This is a genomic window from Neisseria sp. HMSC31F04 (assembly GCF_001807735.1).
GTDB classification, from domain to species: Bacteria; Pseudomonadota; Gammaproteobacteria; order Burkholderiales; family Neisseriaceae; genus Neisseria; species Neisseria elongata.
On sequence record NZ_KV790759.1, the window covers coordinates 22,033 to 42,333 of the forward strand.

Consider the following 20,301-nt stretch of genomic DNA (forward strand, 5'->3'; position numbering starts at 1 on the left):
GGCGGCAAACAGCGGCTGTGGGTTTTGTCGCCGTATCGCTTGTTCAGGCCGTCTGAAAAAGGTGTCTGCCGTTGTGGTGCGGATATTTTAAGTTTGCCTGTTTTTTAGGCATTTTGTTTTTCCGACGGCGTTTGAAGGATTTATCCCGCTTATCCACATTTGCTGCACAGGGCGGCAAACAGCGGCTGTGGGTTTTGTCGCCCGCACGGTTTGCTCAGGCCGTCTGAAAAAGGTGTTTGCCGTTGCAGTGCGGATGTTTTAAGCTTGCCTTTTTTTTAGGCATTTTGTTTTTTCGACGGCGTTTGAAGGGTTTATCCCGCTTATCCACATTTTCTATACAGGGCGGTAAACAAGGCTTGTGGACGGCCTTTGCACGGCGGTTTTTCAGACGGCCTCGCCAGCCGGCTTTTCCAGCCAAATCATGCTGACCATCCGGCCGGTTTGGCCGTCGCGGCGGTAGGAGAAAAAGGTGTCGCGTTCCAATACGGTGCAGTGCGTGCCGCCGTAAATCAGGTTTACGCCTTCGCGGCGCAGGGTTTGCCGCGCGTGGGCGTAGATGTCGGCCAGGTATTTGCCGCCGCCTATGCCTTCAAAGGCGTTTTCGGCGGCGGAATGCAGGCGGCAGAAGGCTTCGCACACGTCTTCGCCGACCTCGAAAGCGTCCGGGCCGATGGCGGGGCCGAGGTAGGCCATGATTTCGCCGGGATCGGCCTGCATCGCGGCCAACGTGTTTTGCAGGATGCCGCCCGCCAGTCCGCGCCAGCCCGCATGGGCGGCGGCCACCACCGTGCCCGCGCGGTCGCAAAGCAAAACGGGCAGGCAGTCTGCCGTCATCACCGCGCAAGCCGCCGTGCCCGTGCGGTCGAATGATGCGTCGGCTTCGGGCGTACTGCCGGGCACGTCTGCGGCGGGCAGCACGATGCTGCTGTGGGTTTGGTTCAGGTAGGCGGGCGGCACGGGTACGGCGGCCTGCACGATTTCGCGGTTGCGCGCGACGTTTTCCGGCCGGTCGCCGACATGGCCGCCGACATTCAGGGAAGCATAGGGAGCTTGGCTCACCCCGCCGTTTCGGGTGCTGACCAATGTTGTCACGTTGGCGGGTGCCGGCCATTCCGCTTGAAAAAACGGCAGGCCGTCTGAAACGAGGTTGAGGGTTTGACTGATGGTTTTCACGGTGGTTCCTTCATTTTCCTTGGAAAGGTGGGGTGTGTTTTCAGACGGCCTATCATACCCGATTTCCCGCCGCGGCGAGATGTTGGCTATAATGCCGCCCTTTTACATCCGGATTCAGACAAATCACATGAACAGCAGCCGTTTTAATTCCACCGGTCCCAAAATCGGCCTGAGCGTACGCTTGGCCGAAACCCAAGCCGAAATCGAAGCCGCGCAACGCCTGCGCTACCGCGTGTTTGCCGAAGAATTGGGTGCGGACATCCCGAACACCGACGGGCGCGACATCGACCCCTACGACGAGCACTGCCACCACCTCCTCGCCTTCGACGACGCCACGGGCGAAGTCATCGGCTGCTACCGCCTGATTACCGAAGAAACCGCTAAAAAAGTCGGCGACTGGTACAGCGAACACGAATTCGACCTCTCGCCGCTGAAAGACATCCTGCCGCACACCGTCGAACTCGGCCGCGCCTGCACCCACCCCGACTACCGCAACGGCGGCCTTGTCATGCTCCTGTGGACGGGCCTGGTCAAATTCATGAAAGACGAAAACCTGCGCTTCATGATAGGCTGCGGCAGCATCGAAATGCACGACGGCGGAAGCGACGCGGCCGCGCTTTACCACAGCCTGAAAGAAAAATACCTCGCGCCGGAACAATGGTGCGTCAAACCGCTCAACCCCCTTAAATGGAACGAAATCACGCCGTCTGAAAACCCGTCCGTACCGCCTTTGATTAAAGGATATTTGAAAGCGGGCGCGTGGTTTTGCGGCGAACCATGCGTGGACGAAGCCTTCAAATGCGCGGATGTCTTAATCATGATGGACATCACGCAATTGAGCGACCGCTACCTGCAAAAATTCGCCCCGAAAGTCTGAAACAGCCGACAAAAGGCCGTCTGAAAACCTTTCAGACGGCCTCCTGTCCGTATCATCATAAAAAAGCCCGATACATGAATCAAATACGCTTCATATACCGCCTGTTCTGCATAGGCGGCTGCCTGCTTTACGGCATGGCCGAAATGTTCTTCCTCTTCCCGTTTTACAGCAAAAAACGCAAATTGCGCGCCATACAGATATGGTCTTTGCGCGTCCTCGCCTCGTGCGGCATGAAACTGAAAACCTACGGCAACTTTCCCTCCGAGGAACACGGCCAAATGCTGATCTGCAACCACATCTCATGGCTGGATATCATGGCCGTAAACGCCGCCTTCCCCGGCCGCTTCGTCGCCAAAGACGACGTGGCCAAATGGCCGGTTATCGGCTACCTCGCCACACAGGCGCAAACCGTTTACGTCGCCCGCAACAAAGGCACCGAAGGCAACAGCGAAAAAATCCGCCGCGTTACCGAAGCCCTGCAAAACGGCGGCACCGTAACCCTCTTTCCGGAAGGCACCAGCACCGAAGGCCGCAGCATCCTCCCCTTTAAAACCAGCTTTTTTCAGGCGGCCTATGAAGCAGGCGTCCCCTTGCTGCCCGTCCTCTGCCGCTATCCCAACCCCGACGGCAGCAGCCCGAACCCCCATGCCGCCTACTACGGCGACATCAGCCTGTGGCAGTCCATCCGCGCCATTATTTCCCAACCGCAAAGCACGGTAGAACTGCACTTTCTCGAGCCGGTCGCCGCCACCGAAACCAGACAGGAAACCGCCCGCGCCATCCATGCCTTGTTAAGTCAGAAACAGCAGGATTTAGGCTGATTGAATAGCGGATTCAAACATTCTCCCGTAATGGATAAAACGGCATGAGTTAAAGCTCATGCCGTTTTTTTTATCCCCAATTGTTGCAAAATATCAACAGAAAAAAGCAGATGTTTTTTTATTCCAAAAAAATGTTTTTTAACACCACCGAAGAAAAAGCAAAACGGCACAATGCAATAGAGAATACATCAGATTCTACAAGTGATAAAGAAGTGTGAAGTTAAAGCGGAAAGGTGTAAAGAATAATTTGCATTAACAAATCCCATCGCCGATAATCCGCCCCCCGATAAGAAAACCATTATCAATCCAATTATTACTTCGTATCCCAACCATCCGGCAAACAATATGATGCTGGATACACGTCATCCTCAAAGGAAACAAAATAATATGAAGCACAACAAAATGACGCCGATAGCCTTGTCCGTAGGGCTTCTGTTCTGCTGCGCCGCCCATGCGGCCGACAGCGTCGAACCGGTGGAAAAATCAGACGCGCTGAAACAAGTAACGGTAAAAGGTCGCCGCAACGCGCCTATTGCAACCGAACGTGTCAATGCCGACGCTATTCAGGAGCAAATGATCCGCGACAACAAAGACCTGGTGCGCTACTCGCCCGATGTGGGTGTGGCCGACCAAGGCCGCCACCAAAAAGGCTTTGCCATTCGCGGCGTGGAGGATAATCGTGTCGGCATCAGCATTGACGGTGTCGCTTTGCCCGATTCGGAAGAAAACTCACTCTACAAACGCTATGGCAACTTGAATACTTCACGACAAAGCATTGATCCCGAACTTGCCCGCACTATTGAAATCGTCAAAGGTGCAGATTCGTTCAATCAAGGCAGCGGAAATTTAGGGGGGGGGGTTAATTACCGCACACTTACCGCCGCCGACATCGTGCAGCCCGATAACAAGTTGGGTTTTCTGCTTCGCAGCGGCTTTGCCAGCAAAAACCGCGAATGGGTCAATACAGTGGGAACGGGTTATCAGGGCGAGAAAGCCGAAGCGGTATTGCTGTATTCCCACCGGCACGGCCATGAAATGAAAAGCCGGGGCGGCTACACCATTCCCGAAAACAGCCTGAAAACCCGCGATTACGGCAGCAGCCGCCAAATCCCCGATGCGGCCAAACACAAAAGCCACAGCTTTTTGGCCAAATGGGCATGGCGTTTTAACGACAACCACCGCATCGGCGCATCTTTGAGCGGCCAACAGGGCAACAACTACATCATTGAAGATTCGGGTGTTTGGTTTTATACCAAATACCGCGAATCAGACGACCGTGCCAAACGCCGTACTTGGAACGCTTTTTATGAATTTACGCCCGATTCCGACTGGTTGGCGTTAGTCAAAGCGGATTTGGATTATCAAAAAGCCGTTTCCTCCGCCTACAACTACGAAGGCACACGCGAACCGCGCGAACCGAGCGACGACAACATCCGCATCTTTACCACCCGTTTCAAACGCTTGTCTTTGCGTGCCGATACCCAGCCTTTGAGCCTGGGAAGCACACGGCATACGCTGTCGTTTAAAGCCGCTGTTGCCCGCAGGGAGTTTGACATTCTGCACCGCGACCGTTATTTCTTAAGCGGTGCATATTTGCCCTACGAAGAAAAAACGATGATGTATCCGGTGAAAACCACGCAATACAATTTGTCTTTGCACGACCGCATTGCGTTTAACAACACCTTCTCCGGCTACGCAGGCATCCGCTACGACCACAACAAAGTCCAGCCGCAGGATTTGAACGGGCTTTATTGCAAAAACTGTCTGGTTCCCAAACCCGCCGACAGCACTTTCAAAGGATGGAGCTGGGTAGTGGGTGCGGATGCCAAACTGAATGACGCATGGCAACTGGGTTACAGCATCGGAACGGGCTTCCGCGTACCAAATGCTTCGGAAATGTATTTTGACTATCGTGACAATCCGGCGGGCGCATGGTTGTCCAATCCGAATCTGAAAGTCGAACGCAGCCTGACGCAAAATATCAGTCTCAACGGCAACGGCAAAGCAGGGAATTTGGCTGTTAATCTGCACCATACCCGTTACAAAGATTTTCTCTATGAACAGGAAACTTTGGTGAGTGAAGCCAATCCGTTCTATCCGTGGTGGTCGCCTAACCCATACCACTACAAGCCTTTCCAGCAGATGCAGAATATGGACAATGCCAAAATCTACGGCGTAGAAATGACCGGCCGTCTGAATCTCAACAGCATTACCCCTCTGCCCGAAGGCTGGAAGCTCTTCGGTGCACTCGGTTACAGCCGGGGCAATTTGTCGGGCGATGCCGACCTGCTGTCCATCCAGCCGTTTAAAACCATTATCGGCTTGGACTACGAGCAGCCCGAAGGCAAATGGGGCGTTTTCTCCCGCCTGACCCATACCGGTGCGAAACACGCGGGCGATGCCAAATACAAAAACTGTAACCACCCCGACTATCGTGACGAGGGTAAATGTGTTTACAGCGTGTGGCCGCATCTGAGCAAATCCGCTTGGGTATTCGATATGTTCGGTTACTACAAACCGGGCAAAAACCTCACTTTCCGTGCCGGCGTATATAACCTGTTCAACCGTAAATACCATACATGGGACAGCCTGCGCGGCCTGAATATCACCGGCGGCTTGGTCAACTCCGTCGGTACGCGCCCGAACGGTATCTACGGCGGCTATCCCGGCCTTGAACGCTTCTACGCCCCCGGCCGCAACTATGCCGTATCGCTTGAATGGAAGTTCTAACCCGAAACCAAACATTTCAGACGGCCTCTTGTCTGTAAGAAAAAGGCCGTCTGAAACGGCAGAAAGAGGCGGCAACCCGCCGTCTCTTTTTTATCGGCTGCGCCCGCCTGTGCGGATTGACAGGAGCGGCTCGCTCCACGCTGTTCTGATAATAAAAAAACGTGGAATTTGAGTAAGTTGATGTAAAGAAAAATTTGCAGAGAACGCTGCAGTCGGGGATAATCCGCACCATATTCGCAGCGAAATATTCCTATTAGCCCGAATTTTTGCCGCAATACATCTTTTTCAAACCGTTTCAGACGGCCTTTGCCCGCACCGGCCGTCTGAAAACACCATCACAAGGAAACACCATGAGCAACGAATTAACTTTTGCCAAAAAGCTGAAAGAGCAGACCACCACCGTCCACGACAGCGTGGACAACCTGGTGATGTCGGTCGAACCCTTCGTCAGCAACGAAAACTACATCAAGTTTTTGAAACTGCAATCCGTGTTCCACAAAGCGGTGGATCACATCTACAAAGACCCCGAATTGAACAAAGCCATTCCCGAACTGGAATACATGGCGCGTTACGATGCCGTGGTGAAAGATTTGGCCGACTTGGGCGAACAGCCTTACGCATACGATAAACCGCTGCCGCACGAAACCGGCAACAAAGCCATCGGCTGGCTGTACTGCGCCGAAGGTTCGAACTTGGGCGCGGCTTTCTTGTTCAAACACGCCAAACAGCTCGAATTCAACGAAGAAAAAGGCGCGCGCCACCTGGCGGCGCACCCTGCCGGACGCGGCAAACACTGGCGCGCCTTCGTCGAACTCTTAAACGCGCTGCCTTTGAGCGAAGAAGCTCAGGCCGAGGCGATTGAGGGTGCGAAAGAAGCGTTCGCCTTCTATAAAGTCGTGTTGCGCGAAACCTTCGGCTTGCCCGAAGGCGCGGAAGCGCCGGAAGGAATGCAGGCGCACCGCCATTAAGCAGTAAACGGTAATAAACAAAGAGGCCGTCTGAAAACCGTGTTTCGGTTTTTCAGACGGCCTCTGATTGTTGTGCGGACGGAATATATATCAACGATTCACTGAGTTTCAGATGTTGAATTGAGTGTTAAACGTCATTCCCGCGCAGGCGGGAATCCAGCTTTATCTAAACAGGAATTTATCGGATAACAACAAGATTCTCCCCACTTACACATTCTGGATTCCCGCCTGCGCGGGAATGACGGCATGGGACTTCTTTTTGAATTTATAAGCTGCACGGCTTTATTGCCGTCTTTGCCGCATCGGGGCGTGGCGGCCTGCTTCGGCTTTGCCTCCGCCGGAAGACGGTCTGTTGGGAAGCGCGGATTTAGCGGAACAAATCCAATACTTTGAGCGCGACCATAATCACGCCGTAGGCCAGCGGGATGCCGACCGCGAGCCAGCGCAGTTTCACGCCCGTGCCGCTGTGGGCGATTTCTTCCGCCGCTTGCGCCGCTTCTTCAAACGCGCTTTCTTCCGGCACTTGGTGCGGGATGTGGAAGCTGCCGTCGGCATGGTGTTTTTCGTTTACCGGCCGCACCAGCAGGTTGCAGATCAGACCGAGAATCAGAAGTCCGGCCATGATGTACATGGTGATGCTGTATGCCTGTGCCGCAGGCACGCCGCTGTCGATTTGTCCCTGCCTGATGTAGTTCACCAGCACAGGGCCGAGCACGGCGGCGGTAGACCAGGCCAGGAGGACACGGCCGTGGATGGCGCCGACTTCCAGTGTGCCGAACAGGTCTTTGATGTATACCGGTATGGCGGCAAATCCCCCGCCGTACATGGAGATGATGACGCAGAAGCCGATGATGAACAGCGTTTTGCTGCCGCTTTCGCCCAACGAGGGGATGGCGAAATAGAGCAGCGCGCCGAGGATGAAGAAGAGGTTGTAGGTCGGTTTGCGCCCCAACCGGTCGGAGATGCTGGACCAGAAAAAGCGGCCGCCCATGTTGAACAGGCTCAACAGGCCGACGAAGCCGGCCGCTGCTGCCGCACCGACCGCCGCACCCGCGCCGACGGATTGTTCGGAAAACAGTTCCTGTATCATGACCGAAGCCTGTCCCAGCACGCCGATGCCGGCGGTAACGTTCAGGCACAGAATCCAAAACAGCAGGTAAAACTGCGGCGTTTTGACGGCCTGTGAGGCGGTAACGTGCTTGCTGCTGACCAGTTTCCCGCCCGCTTTCGGCACGAAGCCGGCAGGTTTCCAGCCTTCTGCGGGGATGCGGATGGTCAGCACGCCGAAAAGCATGAAGAAGAAATAGAGGATGCCGAGGACGACGAAGGTTTCCGCCACGCCGACCGAAGTCGCGCTTTTAAAGAAGTCCATCAGCACCACCGACAGCGGGGAGGCCAGCATCGCGCCGCCGCCGAAGCCCATAATCGCCAGGCCCGTGGCCATGCCCGGTTTGTCGGGAAACCATTTCATCAGCGTGGAGACGGGGCCGATATAGCCCAATCCCAGCCCCACGCCGCCGAGTACGCCGTTGCCCAGATACAGCAGCCACAGGTTGTGCTGCCGCACGCCGAGCGCGGAGACGAGGAAGCCCAACCCGAAGCAGACGGCGGCAACGAACATCGCTTTGCGCGGGCCGACGCGCTCCATCCATCTGCCGAACATTGCGGCCGATGCGCCCAGCACTGCCAGCGCGATGCTGAATATCCAGCCCACGGTGGCCAGCGACCAGTCGCCGGGTGCGGATTCGGTGATGCCGAGGACTTTCGTCAGCGGGGCGTTGAAAACGGAATAGGCGTAAATCTGCCCGATGGAAAGGTGAACCGCCAGCGCGGCGGGCGGCACCAGCCAGCGGTTGAAGTCGGCCGGCGCTACGGTGTTTGCTTTATCTAAGAAGGACATGGGAACGGACGCATATGGGAAGTTAATAAAGAAGAGGCCGTCTGAAAAGCATGAAAAGCATTTTTCAGACGGCCTTATTCTAACCAAATTTAACGCAGGTCAAGATGAAATATCTTGACTTTCAAAATGACTGAATTTTGTTTGCCCGACAACGGCGGCGGATGGATGGGAAGACGTTGTTTTCCCATCTATCAGCCTTATCCGCCTATCACAACAGCTTGCGCACCGGCGGCCAGCCATGCGCTGCGGAAGGCGGCCGCCGTTTCGGCGGGCGCGGCCACGGCCAGTGGTACGGGGCAGCCTTCATCCAAAGCTTCGAGTACGGCCTGTGCGTCCGAACCGTCCGCCACGCGCCACAACAAAACGTCGGCTGCCGGATGTGCCGCCGCCGCGCGGTATTCGTTTGCGTCCGCCACCTCTACCCACACGCTTTCGGCCTGCGGCGGCCTGCCGGAGGTTTGCAGTGCGCCGACGGGCAATAAAATATTCGCCTCCTGCGGCAAGGCCGACGCGTACGGCACGACGCGGTATGCGCCCATGCCGTTTTTGCCGCAAAGCACGCCGTCGGCGGAAAGTGCCAGTTCGGTCGGCACGGAGAGGGCTTTGAGCAGCGGGCCGTTGGCGGGCAGCATGGGGGAAACGGTGAAGTCGCCCGCCTTCTGCCACGACCATGTCTGGCCTTCGCGCGCCTGTATGCCGCCCGACCATTGGTCTGCCGCCACGCGGTAAAAACGCAGGCGGACGCGGGCGTGCTCATAGGAATGGACGCGGCACAGCCACGGCACGGCGGCATGGATGCGGATGCCGAGTTCTTCTTCAAATTCGCGTTGCAGCGCGGCGGTTTCGCTCTCGCCGGCCTCGACCTTGCCGCCGGCAAATTCCCAATAGCCGGCATAAGGCTTGCCTGCCGGACGGGAAGACAGCAGGTATTCGCCTTGGCCGTTCAGAATGATGCCGGCGACGACGTGAAGCAAGGGGCGGGAATCGGTTGTGCTCATATCGGTTTGTTCCTTGTCGGATGTTTTTCAGACGGCCTTTTCTGTTTTATCCGCGCTGTTTGGCGATGTCGGGCGTATCGACGGCTACGTCGGCATTTTGCGCACGATGGCGCAGGGCGTGGTCGATAAGTACGAGCGCGAGCATGGCTTCGGCGATGGGGGCGGCGCGCAGTCCGACGCAGGGGTCGTGTCTGCCGTGGGTGGCGAGTTCGACGGGGTTGCCGTTGATGTCGATGCTGCGGCGCGGGGTGGCGATGGAGCTGGTGGGTTTGATGGCGATATTGACGTGGATGTCTTGTCCGGTGCTGATGCCGCCGAGGATGCCGCCTGAGTGGTTGGACAGGAAGCCTTGCGGGGTGAGTTCGTCGCCATGTTCGCTGCCGCGTTGGACGACGCTGCCGAAGCCTGCGCCGATTTCCACGCCTTTGACGGCGTTGATGCCCATCATGGCATAGGCGATTTCGGCGTCAAGGCGGTCGAAAATGGGTTCGCCCAAGCCGACGGGGACGTTGGCCGCTTCGATATGCAGCTTCGCGCCGACAGAATCCAAGGATTTGCGCACGCTGTCCATATAGTTTTCCAGCTCGGCGATTTGGCTTTGGTTGGCGGCGAAGAAGGGGTTTTGGGAAATGTGTTCGTAGCCTTCAAACTGAATTTCTTTTTCGCCGACTTGGGTGACGTAGGCGGTGATTTCTGTGCCGAATTTTTCTTTCAGCCATTTTTTGGCGACGGCTCCGGCGGCAACGCGGGCGGCGGTTTCTCGGGCGGAGCTTCTGCCGCCGCCGCGGTAGTCGCGCGTGCCGTATTTGTGCCAGTAAGTATAGTCGGCATGGCCGGGACGGAAGCTGGTGGCGATGTTGCCGTAGTCTTTGCTGCGTTGGTCGGTATTGCGGATTAAGAGGGCGATGGGGGTGCCGGTGGTTTTGCCTTCGAAGACGCCGGAGAGGATTTCGACTTGGTCGGCTTCGCGGCGTTGGGTAACGTGGCGGCTGGTGCCGGGTTTGCGCCGGTCGAGGTCGGCTTGGATGTCTGATTCGGTCAAGGCCAGTCCGGGCGGGCAGCCGTCGATGATGCAGCCCAAACCTGCGCCGTGGCTTTCGCCGAAGGTGGTAACGGTGAAGAGTTGTCCGAAAGTGTTGCCTGCCATTGTCCGTCCTTTACGTGGTTTTGATGTGGTTTGCGTGCCGTCAAACGGTGCGGATTTTAGCATAGGCAAACATCGGGAGGCCGTCTGAAAACATGTATTTCTTCGGATGCGGTGTTTTCAGACGGCCTCAAAAGGTGCGCGCTCAGGCGGGTCGGGCGGAGCCTCAGGGCAGGTCGGGCAGGTTGCCGACGGTGAGGTTGAGGTTGTGGAAGGCGGCCAGCGAGCCCCTGTGGCCGATGCTGATGATGATGCTGTCGGGCAGGCGGTTGCGGATTAAGGTGTAGAGCATGGCTTCGGTCGGTTCGTCCAGCGCGGAGGTGGCTTCGTCGAGCAGGATGAGCTGCGGGGCGGCCAGCAGGATGCGGGCGAAGGCGATGCGCTGGAGTTCGCCGGGGGAGAGGCGTTGCTGCCAGTTGTCGGTGGTATCGAGCAGCGGTTCGAGGTGTCCGAGGCGGCATTCGTGCAGGGCGGCGGCGACGTTTTGCGGGTCGGCGGCGATGTCGGGGTAGCAGACGGATTGTAGCAGCGTGCCTTGCGGCATATAGGGTTTTTGCGGGACGAACAGGGTGCGGCTGCGTGGCGGGCGGCTGATTTTTCCGCTGCTGCCGAAAGGCCACAGTCCGGCCAGTGTGCGCAGCAGGGAGGTTTTGCCGCAGCCGCTGGGGCCTTGAATCAGCAGTGAGTCGCCGCATTCGGCGCGGAAGCTGATGCCGGAGAGCAGGGTGTCGCCGTTGTTGCGCTTCAAGCCGACGTTTTCCAGTATCAGGCCGTTTGAAATTTCTTCTTCCTGCGGTCGTTCGGCGGTTTGCGGTGCGTCGAGGTAGTCCATAAAGCCGCTCAAGCGGTCGAGCCGGGCGCGGTAGACGGTAAAGTCTTTGTAGAAATTGCGGAAGAAGGACATTGATTTTTGCAGGCGGGCAAAGGATTGGACGGTTTGTTGGACGTCGCCGATTTTGATTTGTCCGGCAAACAGGCGCGGGGCCTGCAGCATCAGCGGCAGAAGCTGCATGATTTGGCTGAAAACGTCGTTGAACCCGCTGAGGCCGATGCTTTGCCGCGCGATGCGCCAGCGGTTGCGGACGATGGCGCGGAAGCGTTCTTTGAGCTGTTTTTCTTCCTGCCATTCGCCGTTGTAGAAGGCGATGCTTTCGGAATGGTCGCGGATGCGGACGAGAGAATAGCGGTAGTCGCCGTTGAGGTGTTCGTTTTCATAATTGGAACGGATCAGCGGTTTGCCTATCCACATGGCCAGCGCGGTGGCGGCGAGGATGGCGACGTAGACGAGGAAGACGATGCCGTGCGGGATTTCAAAGCCGAATACCGGCAGGATGCCCGACAGCCCCCATAAGACGATGGTGAATTCGATGGTGGAGACGATTGAATTGAGCATGCCGCGCAAGAAGGTGATGGTGGAAACGATGAAGTCCTGCGCGTCCATCTGGATACGTTGGTCGATGTTGTCGGGCGCGTCGCGCCGCATTTGGAGGCGGTAGTAGTTTTTCCGTGCCAGCCAGTTTTCGGTCAGCACGCGGTTGAGCTGCTCCGACCATTTGATGGCCAGGGCTTGGTCGAGGAAGTCGTTGATAATCAGGTTTACCGAGCGGATCATCATTAAGGCGGCGTTAATCAATACCGCCTTCCAAAATACGTCGGCCAGCCTGTCCTGCATCGCGCTGTACGCGCTGCTGTTCAAAAACGTATTCAATACATACAGCCGGATTTCGGTCAGCAGCAGGACAATCATCAGCAGCGATACCACCAACGTCTGCAGCGCGCCGCGCCTGCCCATGCACGGCTTCAATACCTGCCAAAACTCGCGGCCGAAACGGCTGCGGCCGATGAGGAACACCGCGCATACGGCTATCGAGACGACGCCGAGCAGGGTTTGCAGCAGCCACAACGGCGTGGCACTCAATTCGGCCTGCCATTTCTGGATGGCGGCGGCCGGTTGGATCAGGCCGCCGATGGCGGGCATCAGTTCGGCAAGACGGGCGGATTCTATGTTCATGGGGAAAAGGGAGGCCGTCTGAAAAGTCATCTGTCGATGTCAAATCTTTTTCAGACGGCCTGATGTGTGCTGAAAGGGGCGCAATGATAAATTATCTTATTTGGTGGCGACAAGTGTTTCGTTAAAAATTTTTAGCAGAAAAAAGAATTGCTTAGATAGAGTGAGAAACAAAATTACAACATATCCAGTTAATTTTTGTAAGTAATCGGATATTTTGTTTTAAGGTTTGCCGAGTTTGTCGGATAATGCGCACCTTTATCATTTTCTTTTATTTTCCTTTGCAAACCTTAAGTTATAGAGTAACAATATGAATCAGAGATTAGCCATCCTCCCCTTGATGATTGCCGCTGCATTTGCCTGTGCCGATGATAATGTTTCCGAACAGTCGGGCGGGTTGCAGGACGTGGAAGTCCGCGCCGACGCCACACGCGTCAAAGCCGCCCGCTCTTACTCCATCGCCAGCGACGGCGATATGCGCGACCGTGTGAACTTGGGCGTATTGGGTAAAGCCAACGCTTTCACCGCGCCGATTACCGTCGTCAATTACGACGAACAAGCCCTCAACAACACCGAAGCGCGTACTTTGGTGGATGCCGTAGCGAAAAAAGACGCTTCCGTTTGGCAGTTCGGCGGCGAAAGCAACACATTGACCGGCCTGTATTTCCGCGGTTATCAGCTTGATGCGCGCCAATTCAGCGTCAACGGTTTGGCAGGTATGTACGGCACGCAAGGCACAGCCAGCGTGCAAGTCGGCTCCGCACAACTGATTAAAGGCGCGTCCACCGCCGTAAACGGCATGGACCCTGAAGGCGCGGTATCCGGTTCCGTCAATATCGAAACCAAAAAAGCCGCCGATGAAGGCAACCGCAAAATCGGCTTGGGCTGGTTCAGCAACAACCGCGCCCAAGGCACATTCGACTTGGGTCAACGTTTCGGCGAAAACAAAGAATTCGGCGTGCGTGCCAACGGCAAGCTGCGCCACGGCGATACCCCGCGCCACGGTTACAGTGAAGACAACAAAGAATTTGCCTTGAATGCCGACTACCGCGGCGAAAAACTGCGCGTGGCGTTCGATTCCATCTACGCGAAACGCAAAACCAACGGCGGCCGCGCGCGTATGCAGGATATTCAAAACGCCAACGGACGCTTGTTTGATGCGCCTGAAGGCAAAACCAACCTGCTGCCTGCGTGGAACTGGCAGAACACCGTCGGTCAGACCAATATGCTGACCTTTGAATGGGATGCGTTTGAAAATGCGCAAATTACCGGTGGCATCGGCTACAACAAAGCGCGCTATTACGGCACGCTGATTTCCCCGACGGTCTGTTACACCACTAACCGTCGCGGCGTTGTCTCTTCCAGTCAAACTGAAACCTGCAATTCGGCACTGCAATATGCGTCCGGCACGGCGCGCCTGACCGACCAATATTTCCGCACCTTGAGCATGAATTTGTCCGCACGCGGCGAATTTGAAATCGGCCCGGTCACGCACAACTGGAGTACGGCTTTTGACCGCGTTATCCGCCAACGTGCCACCGTGCGCGGTTCGGCGGCAGGCAGCAGCAGTGCTTTGATTGATGCAAACGGCAATATTGGCGCGCAACTGGCCTCCTTCAAACCGGACTATCCGACCGCTTGGGAAAACGCCGCCAACCTCGATGCCAATATCAAAGTCAACAGCCTGGCTTTGTCGGATACGCTGGGCTTTGCCGGCAACAAATACCGCCTGACCTTGGGCGGACGTTTCCAAGCAGTCGAATATACCGATAAAAAATCCAAAGCAAGCGGCGATGCCAAACGCTTCAGCCCGATGCTGATGGCCGCATGGGTGCCGCAGCCCGATTTGGTGGTATACGGCAACTACATGGAAGACTTGGAGCCTGCCGACATCAAAACCGACGATGACGGCAATACCACCATGTCCAAACCGCGCGTCAGCCGTCAATTTGAAGTGGGCGTGCGCAAAAACTGGGGCGATTTCGTTACCACGTTGAACGCGTTCCAAATTAAACGCCCGGGCTACTGGCGCGGTCAGACCAATGCCAACGGCAGCCTGACTTATGGCAACAATTCCGATTTTGCCCGCCATAAGGCGCAAGGCGGTGCGGCCGGAGACGAACAAGGCATGGAACGCAGCCGCGGTATCGAGTTCAACGCATACGCCAACCTGTTGAACAAAACCCTGCGTCCGACTTTCGGTCTGATGTACCTGCAATCGACCGTGAAGAATTATCCGAATTCGCGCGATATGCTGGTCAGCGGCGTACAAGTCGCCAACCCGCGCGTGATTGTCAAAGCGGGCGTGGAATGGGATACCCCGTTTGCCAAAGGCCTGACGCTGAACGGCGGCGTGCAGTATTTCGGCAAGTCTTACCAAGACACGCAAAAACAATACGCCTTCCCGTCCTACACCTTGGTTGACGTAGGCGCGCGCTACAAAACCAAGCTGGGCAAAAACACCCTGACCGTCAGCAGCGCAGTGGAAAACCTGTTCAACAAAAATTACTGGCAGGTACAGCGCGGCCAATACGACCGCAGCTTCGCCGTCGTCGGTATGCCGCGCACTTATTGGCTGAAAGCGGAATTGGATTTCTAAACCGCCGGCAGTTTGTATTGAGGCCGTCTGAACAATAAAGTTTCAGACGGCCTCTCTGTTTATTGCCGTTTATTGCTTAATGAAGGACTTCCATGCCGTCATTCCCGCTGCTAGAGGATCGGCCTGCGGCAGCCTTCAGGTACTCCCGAAAACCCGAGGCACGGATTCGCCCGCCTGCGCGGGAATCAACGGCAGATTCGTTATCAAAAATTCAGTGAATGGGCGATGTATATCCCGTCCGTACCACAACCACCTGCAAGCGGAATCGGATTTCCCAACCGCCGGCAGTTTGTTTGTATTGAGGCCGTCTGAAAACATGCTTTCAGACGGCCTTTTTGTCGTTTTACCTGTTGTCGGACGGGTTAGGGTTTGCGCGCCAGCATGGTGACGAATTTGAGCCTGATGGGGTTGCCTGCTTCGTCGGTGGCGTGCATGTTGCCCGGCTCTTCGCGGTACTCGACCAGTTCCCAGCCTTGGTAGTAGTCGCGCAGTTCGTTTTCCTTGAAGGTGAAGGAGAAGGGCATGGGGCAGGGGTAGTCGTCGGTATTCATGGCGGAGACGATCAGGTTGTAGCCGCCGCGCGCGGTGTTCTGCTGCATGTTGGCGATGATATCGGGTACGCGGCCGGCTTGGAGGAACATGAAGACGACGGTAGCGACGATGAAGTCGTAGGGTTCGTCGAGGGCGCCGGCGTTGATGTCGTAGTTCGCGATTTGCAGTGGCAGGTTTTCTTGCGCGGCAAGGTCGGAAAGGGCGTAGAGCGGGTTGGGGTTTTGATCGACGGCGGTTACGTCGTAGCCTTTGAGGGCGAGGTAGAGCGCGTTGCGCCCTTGCCCGCAGCCGAGGTCCAGCGTTTTGCCGGGCGGGACGGCGGCGGTTGCGGCTTTGACGGCGGAGTGGGTGGCGGTCATGCCGTATTTTTTGCGGAAATAATCGGCTTTGTCGCAGTGGAATTCGAGTTGCATGCGTAAGTTTTCGCCGAGCGGTTCGATTTTGTGCCACTGCTGCGGCTCGATGGTGTGGATGCCGCTATCGGGCGAAATTTCTTTTTCGGACAAGATGTTGTCGTGTTCGTCCAAACCGTAGAATTTCAGACGGCCTTCCAAGACGCGCAGTTTGCCCCAGGCGCCTTCCTGCGTGTTGTGGCGGGAAAGGAAGGCGGCGGGGATGGTGTCGGCCGTCCAGACGGGCATTTGTTTGTAGCAGATTAAGTCGTTGTTCATGATGGGCCTTTCGTTTGCGGTGGTTGAAGGGGCGGTAGGGCGTTTTCAGACGGCCTGTTTATTTTTTCCAGTAGTCGGGTGTGAAGAGGATGAAGACGGTGAAGATTTCCAGCCGGCCGAGCAGCATGACGGCGGCGCACATCCATTTTTGCAGGCCGCTTAATGCGGCGTAGTTGTCGGCGGGGCCGACCGCGCCCAGTCCGGGGCCGGCGTTGGTGATGCAGGCGATGGTGGCGGAGAGGGCGGTGATGAAGTCCATGCCGCTGGCCAGCAGCCCCAGCGTGAAGATGACGACGGTCATGAAGTAGACGAAGATAAACGCCATCACGGCCATGGCGGTGCGGTCGGAGATGGAGCGGCGGTTGAGTTTTACCGTCCGCACGGCGTTGGGGTGCAGCAGCAGGGAGACTTCGCGCAGGCTGAATTTGGCCAGCACCAGCGCGCGGGCCATTTTGATGCCGCCGCCCATCGAGCCTGTATTAGCCAATACGTTGGATAAAAAGAACATCCACAGGGTAACCAGCAGCGGCCAGGTAGCGAAATCAGCGTTGGCAAAACCGTTGGCCAGGCCGATGGAAACGAAGTTAAAGCTGACGTAGCGCAGGGCTTCCAAAGGGGTGTAATAACCCTGTTGCCACATGTAGACACTGGCGGCAGCGATGCTGGCGGCAAGGATGGTGAGCATGGCGCGGGCTTCTTCGTCGCGCCAGTAGGGTTTGGGCGATTTTTCCCGCGCCATGGCGAAGTGGCTGGCGAAATTGACCGCGCCCAACAGGGTGGCGGCGATCAGCACGGCTTCGATGGCGGGGGAATCGAAGAAGGCGATGCTGGCATCGTGGGTGGAGAAGCCACCGAGGGAAAAGGCGGACATGGCGTGGCATACCGCGTCAAACCAACCCATGCCCGCCCATTTCAAACCCATGCAGGTGAGCAGGGTGAAGGTCAGGTATACCAGCCAGAGGCGTTTGGCGGTTTGCGAAATGCGCGGTGCCATTTTGCTGTCTTTGTCGATGCCGGGAATTTCGGCTTTGAACAGTTGCGTGCCGCCCACGCCCAGCATGGGCAGGATGGCGACGGCCAGGACGATGATGCCCATGCCGCCCAGCCAGTTCATCATGTGCCGCCAGAAATTGAGCGACGGGGCGAGCGTGTCGAGGCTGGACATGACGGTGGCGCCGGTGGTGGTCAGGCCGCTGACGGCTTCAAAGAAAGCATCGGTGTAGCCGATGTTGGGGAAATAAAGGTAAAAGGGCAGGGCGGAGATGGCGGCAAAGCCCAGCCAGAGGAGGAATACCAGTGTGAAGCCGTCGCGCGGGCGCAGTTCGCGGTCGTGTTTGCGGGTGGCCGCCCAGACGGCGGTCGAACCGGCCAGCGTGGCCAGTGCGGTTCCGGCGAAGGCGTTGAAGGCGGCATCGTGGTAGAGGTAGGACACCAGCGTGGGGACGAGCAGCAGGACGGCGTAGAGCACGGCGAGCTTGGACAATACGTGGACGATCGGAGCGATTTTATACATGGCTGTGTTTTCGTTTGTGCGGACGCGGGGCTGTTTTCAGACGGCCTCAACCGAAAAAGCCCACTTTTACCTGAATCAGTTTTTCCAGTTCGCGTACCACGCGGCGGCGGGACACGAAGAAAATCAGATGGTCGCCGTCTTGCAGTTTTTCGTCGCCCTTATGCCCCATCGTTACTTCTTCGCCGCGAACCAGTGCGGCAAAGTGGCAGCCCGACGGCCATTTGACTTCGGACACGCGGCGGCCGACCAGGGCGGAGGTTTCGGGCGTGCCGTGGACGATGACTTCCACCGCCTCGGCATGGCCGCGCCGCAACGGGTGAACCGCCGCGACATCGCCTAAGCGGATGTGGGTGAGGATGTTGCCGATGGTCATCATGTGCGGGGAAACCACAATGTCTATCTGGTTGCCCTCCAGCAAATCTACATAGCGCGAACGGTTGATGATGGTGATGACCCGTTTCGCACCCAAATCTTTGGCCAGGAGGCTGGCCATGATGTTGTTTTCGTCGTCGTTGGTTAAGGCGAGGAATACGTCGATTTCATCGATGTATTCGTGCGACAGCAGGTTTTCGTCGGTGGCGGAGCCTTGCAATACCAGGCTGGAATCGAGGTTTTCCGCCAGCCATTCGGCACGGTTCGGATTGTGTTCGATGATTTTGATGTCGTAGAGGTTTTCCACCTGCTTGGCCAGGCGGTAGCCGATGTTGCCGCCGCCGGCAATCATTACGCGGCGGGTGCGTTGTTCCAGCGGCCGCAGTTCGCGCATCACGGTTTTGACATGGCGGCTGTCGGCGAGAAAGAATACTTCGTCGCCTTCGATAATCACCGTTTCCGCCGTCGGTACAATCAGGCGGTTGTTGCGGTAAATCGCGCAGATTTGACAGTCCACACCGTCGGGCAGGTGTTTGCCCACTAGAGAAATCGGCTGATTGACCAAAAGCCCGCCGTTGTGCGCCTGCACCACGGCCATCCGCGCCTTGTCGTCGGCAAAACGCAACACCTGCAATGCGCTGGTGTAGCTCAACAGCGAAGCCATGCGCTCGGTAACCAGCTGTTCGGGGTGGATGGAATCGGTAACGGCAAAGGCCTCCAATATGAGGCGTTCTTCCTCGTTGCCGAATTCCAGATAGTCGCTCAGGCGCACGCGGGCGATGCGGTTCGGAACGTTGAACAGGTCGGCGGCAATCCGGCAGGCGGCGAGGTTGGTTTCGTCGTGCCGCGTCAGGGCCAGCAGCATGTCGCAGTCGTCCGCGCCCGCCGATTGCAGGATGCTGGGCGATGCGCCGTTGCCGACGATGGTTTGCACATCCAGCCGCGTGCCGATGTTGCGCAGCGCGTTTTCGTCGGTATCGATGATGGTTACGTCGTTGTTGGGCATGGCCGCCAGATTCTGCGCCACGGTAGAACCGACCTGGCCGCTGCCGAGAATGATGATTTTCACGTTGTCCGCTCTGCCGGAAAAAGGCGGCATTATAAACCGAAACGGCAGACAGGGCTGCAACGGCGGGAACGTTTTTTTTCAGACGGCCTTCGGGATATTGTGTAAAAAAGAAAAAGCCAAGTTCGAAAACTTGGCTTTTTGAATTTGGCTCCCCGACCTGGGCTCGAACCAGGGACCTGCGGATTAACAGTCCGTCGCTCTACCGACTGAGCTATCGGGGAAGAAAGGCGGCATTATATCTCTAATTCCGATTTTGTCAATCCGTTGCGGCGGAAAATGTATCCGGCCCGTTTAAGTTCATCAATTTTCGGTAGATTTGGCCGGGCAGATGCGGGCAAAATAGCGCGGCAGCGGGCGGTTGCCGCCGCTTTGGAGGAAAAAGGCATCCAAAATGCGGCGGTATTGCCCGAGTTCTTCGGCCGAAGCGGGGCGGTATCCGATGGAAACGGCAAAATGGTGCGCCAGTATTTCCGCCTGCTGTTCCATATTCAGTTCGGCAAAACTGACGATGCGGCCGAGGGCGGGGCAGTGGTAGGCACGGCGGCCGAGGTAGCCGCCCCGCGTCCACAAAAGCAGTCCGCCCAGCCAGGTTCGGAAGCCGTGCTGCCATTGCCAGACGTGGGTCAGTTCGTGTATCAGCCAGATTTGGTAGGGCGTACCGGCTTGGGAAAAATCGTCCAGATAATGCGGCGCAGGGTAGTATATTGACCCGTTGGGGGAAACGGCGGCCGTCAGCCATTTCGGCGCGCGGCAGATGCGGACGGCGGCGTAGTCGAGGTGGTTGCCGAATACGCTTCGGGCAAGGCGGATTTCTCCGTCGGTCAGGCGGCGGGATTCGGGCATGGCGCGTTCCTTGTTTGCGGGCGGGCAGGGCGGTTTGGCCGGCGGCTGTGTGCAGGCCGTTGC

Annotated in this window: 14 protein-coding genes and 1 tRNA gene; 5 read left to right on the forward strand and 10 right to left on the reverse strand. The window is 57.0% G+C overall.

Going from position 1 to position 20,301, the window contains the following annotated elements; genetic code table 11:
• Positions 1-384 precede the first annotated feature (384 nt).
• Positions 385-1,173 (reverse strand): peptidoglycan editing factor PgeF, encoded by a 789-nt coding sequence (gene pgeF / locus HMPREF3107_RS01090; protein WP_070452331.1) that lies wholly within the window; start codon positions 1,171-1,173, stop codon positions 385-387.
• Between the two features lie 127 nt (positions 1,174-1,300).
• Between pgeF and HMPREF3107_RS01095 the strand changes: the two genes are divergently transcribed.
• From HMPREF3107_RS01095 to HMPREF3107_RS01110, 4 genes are all read left to right on the forward strand, one after another.
• Entirely contained in the window at positions 1,301-2,050 is a 750-nt protein-coding gene (locus HMPREF3107_RS01095; RefSeq protein ID WP_070452397.1) for a GNAT family N-acetyltransferase, read from the forward strand.
• 74 nt (positions 2,051-2,124) lie between these two features.
• Complete coding sequence (locus HMPREF3107_RS01100; RefSeq protein WP_070452334.1) at positions 2,125-2,871, forward strand: lysophospholipid acyltransferase family protein; 747 nt, start codon at positions 2,125-2,127, stop codon at positions 2,869-2,871.
• A 387-nt stretch (positions 2,872-3,258) separates the two neighbouring features.
• Positions 3,259-5,601 carry a TonB-dependent hemoglobin/transferrin/lactoferrin family receptor gene (locus tag HMPREF3107_RS01105; RefSeq protein ID WP_070452337.1) on the forward strand — a complete coding sequence of 781 codons (2,343 nt, stop codon included), beginning with the start codon at positions 3,259-3,261 and terminating at the stop codon, positions 5,599-5,601.
• Between the two features lie 350 nt (positions 5,602-5,951).
• Positions 5,952-6,569 (forward strand): biliverdin-producing heme oxygenase, encoded by a 618-nt coding sequence (locus HMPREF3107_RS01110; protein WP_070452341.1) that lies wholly within the window; start codon positions 5,952-5,954, stop codon positions 6,567-6,569.
• 367 nt (positions 6,570-6,936) lie between these two features.
• Here HMPREF3107_RS01110 and HMPREF3107_RS01115 read toward each other — a convergent pair whose 3' ends face one another.
• From HMPREF3107_RS01115 to HMPREF3107_RS01130, 4 genes are all read right to left on the reverse strand, one after another.
• Positions 6,937-8,469 carry an L-lactate MFS transporter gene (locus HMPREF3107_RS01115; protein ID WP_070452344.1) on the reverse strand — a complete coding sequence of 511 codons (1,533 nt, stop codon included), beginning with the start codon at positions 8,467-8,469 and terminating at the stop codon, positions 6,937-6,939.
• Positions 8,470-8,666: 197 nt separating this feature from the next.
• Positions 8,667-9,467 (reverse strand): NUDIX domain-containing protein, encoded by an 801-nt coding sequence (locus HMPREF3107_RS01120; protein ID WP_070452346.1) that lies wholly within the window; start codon positions 9,465-9,467, stop codon positions 8,667-8,669.
• Between the two features lie 46 nt (positions 9,468-9,513).
• Positions 9,514-10,614: a chorismate synthase gene (gene aroC, locus HMPREF3107_RS01125; protein WP_070452349.1), complete on the reverse strand. Its 1,101-nt coding sequence runs from the start codon at positions 10,612-10,614 to the stop codon at positions 9,514-9,516.
• Positions 10,615-10,777: 163 nt separating this feature from the next.
• Positions 10,778-12,550, reverse strand: a complete 1,773-nt coding sequence (locus HMPREF3107_RS01130; RefSeq protein ID WP_070452400.1) for an ABC transporter ATP-binding protein/permease — start codon at positions 12,548-12,550, stop codon at positions 10,778-10,780.
• Between the two features lie 379 nt (positions 12,551-12,929).
• Between HMPREF3107_RS01130 and HMPREF3107_RS01135 the strand changes: the two genes are divergently transcribed.
• A complete protein-coding gene (locus tag HMPREF3107_RS01135) occupies positions 12,930-15,218 on the forward strand; it encodes a TonB-dependent receptor (protein ID WP_070452352.1) in 2,289 nt (762 codons plus the stop codon).
• A 362-nt stretch (positions 15,219-15,580) separates the two neighbouring features.
• Here HMPREF3107_RS01135 and tehB read toward each other — a convergent pair whose 3' ends face one another.
• The 5 genes from tehB to HMPREF3107_RS01160 all read right to left on the reverse strand — a co-directional run bounded on the left by tehB (position 15,581) and on the right by HMPREF3107_RS01160 (position 20,238).
• A complete protein-coding gene (gene tehB / locus HMPREF3107_RS01140; protein ID WP_070452355.1) occupies positions 15,581-16,441 on the reverse strand; it encodes an SAM-dependent methyltransferase TehB in 861 nt (286 codons plus the stop codon).
• A 58-nt stretch (positions 16,442-16,499) separates the two neighbouring features.
• Positions 16,500-17,954, reverse strand: a complete 1,455-nt coding sequence (locus tag HMPREF3107_RS01145) for a TrkH family potassium uptake protein (RefSeq protein ID WP_070452358.1) — start codon at positions 17,952-17,954, stop codon at positions 16,500-16,502.
• 46 nt (positions 17,955-18,000) lie between these two features.
• Entirely contained in the window at positions 18,001-19,395 is a 1,395-nt protein-coding gene (gene trkA / locus HMPREF3107_RS01150; RefSeq protein WP_070452361.1) for a Trk system potassium transporter TrkA, read from the reverse strand.
• A gap of 145 nt (positions 19,396-19,540) precedes the next feature.
• Positions 19,541-19,616 (reverse strand) — tRNA-Asn (locus HMPREF3107_RS01155).
• 79 nt (positions 19,617-19,695) lie between these two features.
• Positions 19,696-20,238 (reverse strand): type IV secretion protein Rhs, encoded by a 543-nt coding sequence (locus HMPREF3107_RS01160; protein ID WP_070452364.1) that lies wholly within the window; start codon positions 20,236-20,238, stop codon positions 19,696-19,698.
• Positions 20,239-20,301 lie beyond the last annotated feature (63 nt).

Bases quoted from the DNA above. Each gene is read 5' to 3' on its own strand.
- HMPREF3107_RS01095 (WP_070452397.1), top strand. From the start codon at position 1,301: ATGAACAGCAGCCGTTTTAATTCCACCGGTCCCAAAATCGGCCTGAGC.
- HMPREF3107_RS01100 (WP_070452334.1), top strand. From the start codon at position 2,125: ATGAATCAAATACGCTTCATATACCGCCTGTTCTGCATAGGCGGCTGC.
- HMPREF3107_RS01105 (WP_070452337.1), top strand. From the start codon at position 3,259: ATGAAGCACAACAAAATGACGCCGATAGCCTTGTCCGTAGGGCTTCTG.
- HMPREF3107_RS01110 (WP_070452341.1), top strand. From the start codon at position 5,952: ATGAGCAACGAATTAACTTTTGCCAAAAAGCTGAAAGAGCAGACCACC.
- HMPREF3107_RS01115 (WP_070452344.1), bottom strand. From the start codon at position 8,469: ATGTCCTTCTTAGATAAAGCAAACACCGTAGCGCCGGCCGACTTCAAC.
- HMPREF3107_RS01120 (WP_070452346.1), bottom strand. From the start codon at position 9,467: ATGAGCACAACCGATTCCCGCCCCTTGCTTCACGTCGTCGCCGGCATC.
- aroC (WP_070452349.1), bottom strand. From the start codon at position 10,614: ATGGCAGGCAACACTTTCGGACAACTCTTCACCGTTACCACCTTCGGC.
- HMPREF3107_RS01135 (WP_070452352.1), top strand. From the start codon at position 12,930: ATGAATCAGAGATTAGCCATCCTCCCCTTGATGATTGCCGCTGCATTT.
- tehB (WP_070452355.1), bottom strand. From the start codon at position 16,441: ATGAACAACGACTTAATCTGCTACAAACAAATGCCCGTCTGGACGGCC.
- HMPREF3107_RS01145 (WP_070452358.1), bottom strand. From the start codon at position 17,954: ATGTATAAAATCGCTCCGATCGTCCACGTATTGTCCAAGCTCGCCGTG.
- HMPREF3107_RS01160 (WP_070452364.1), bottom strand. From the start codon at position 20,238: ATGCCCGAATCCCGCCGCCTGACCGACGGAGAAATCCGCCTTGCCCGA.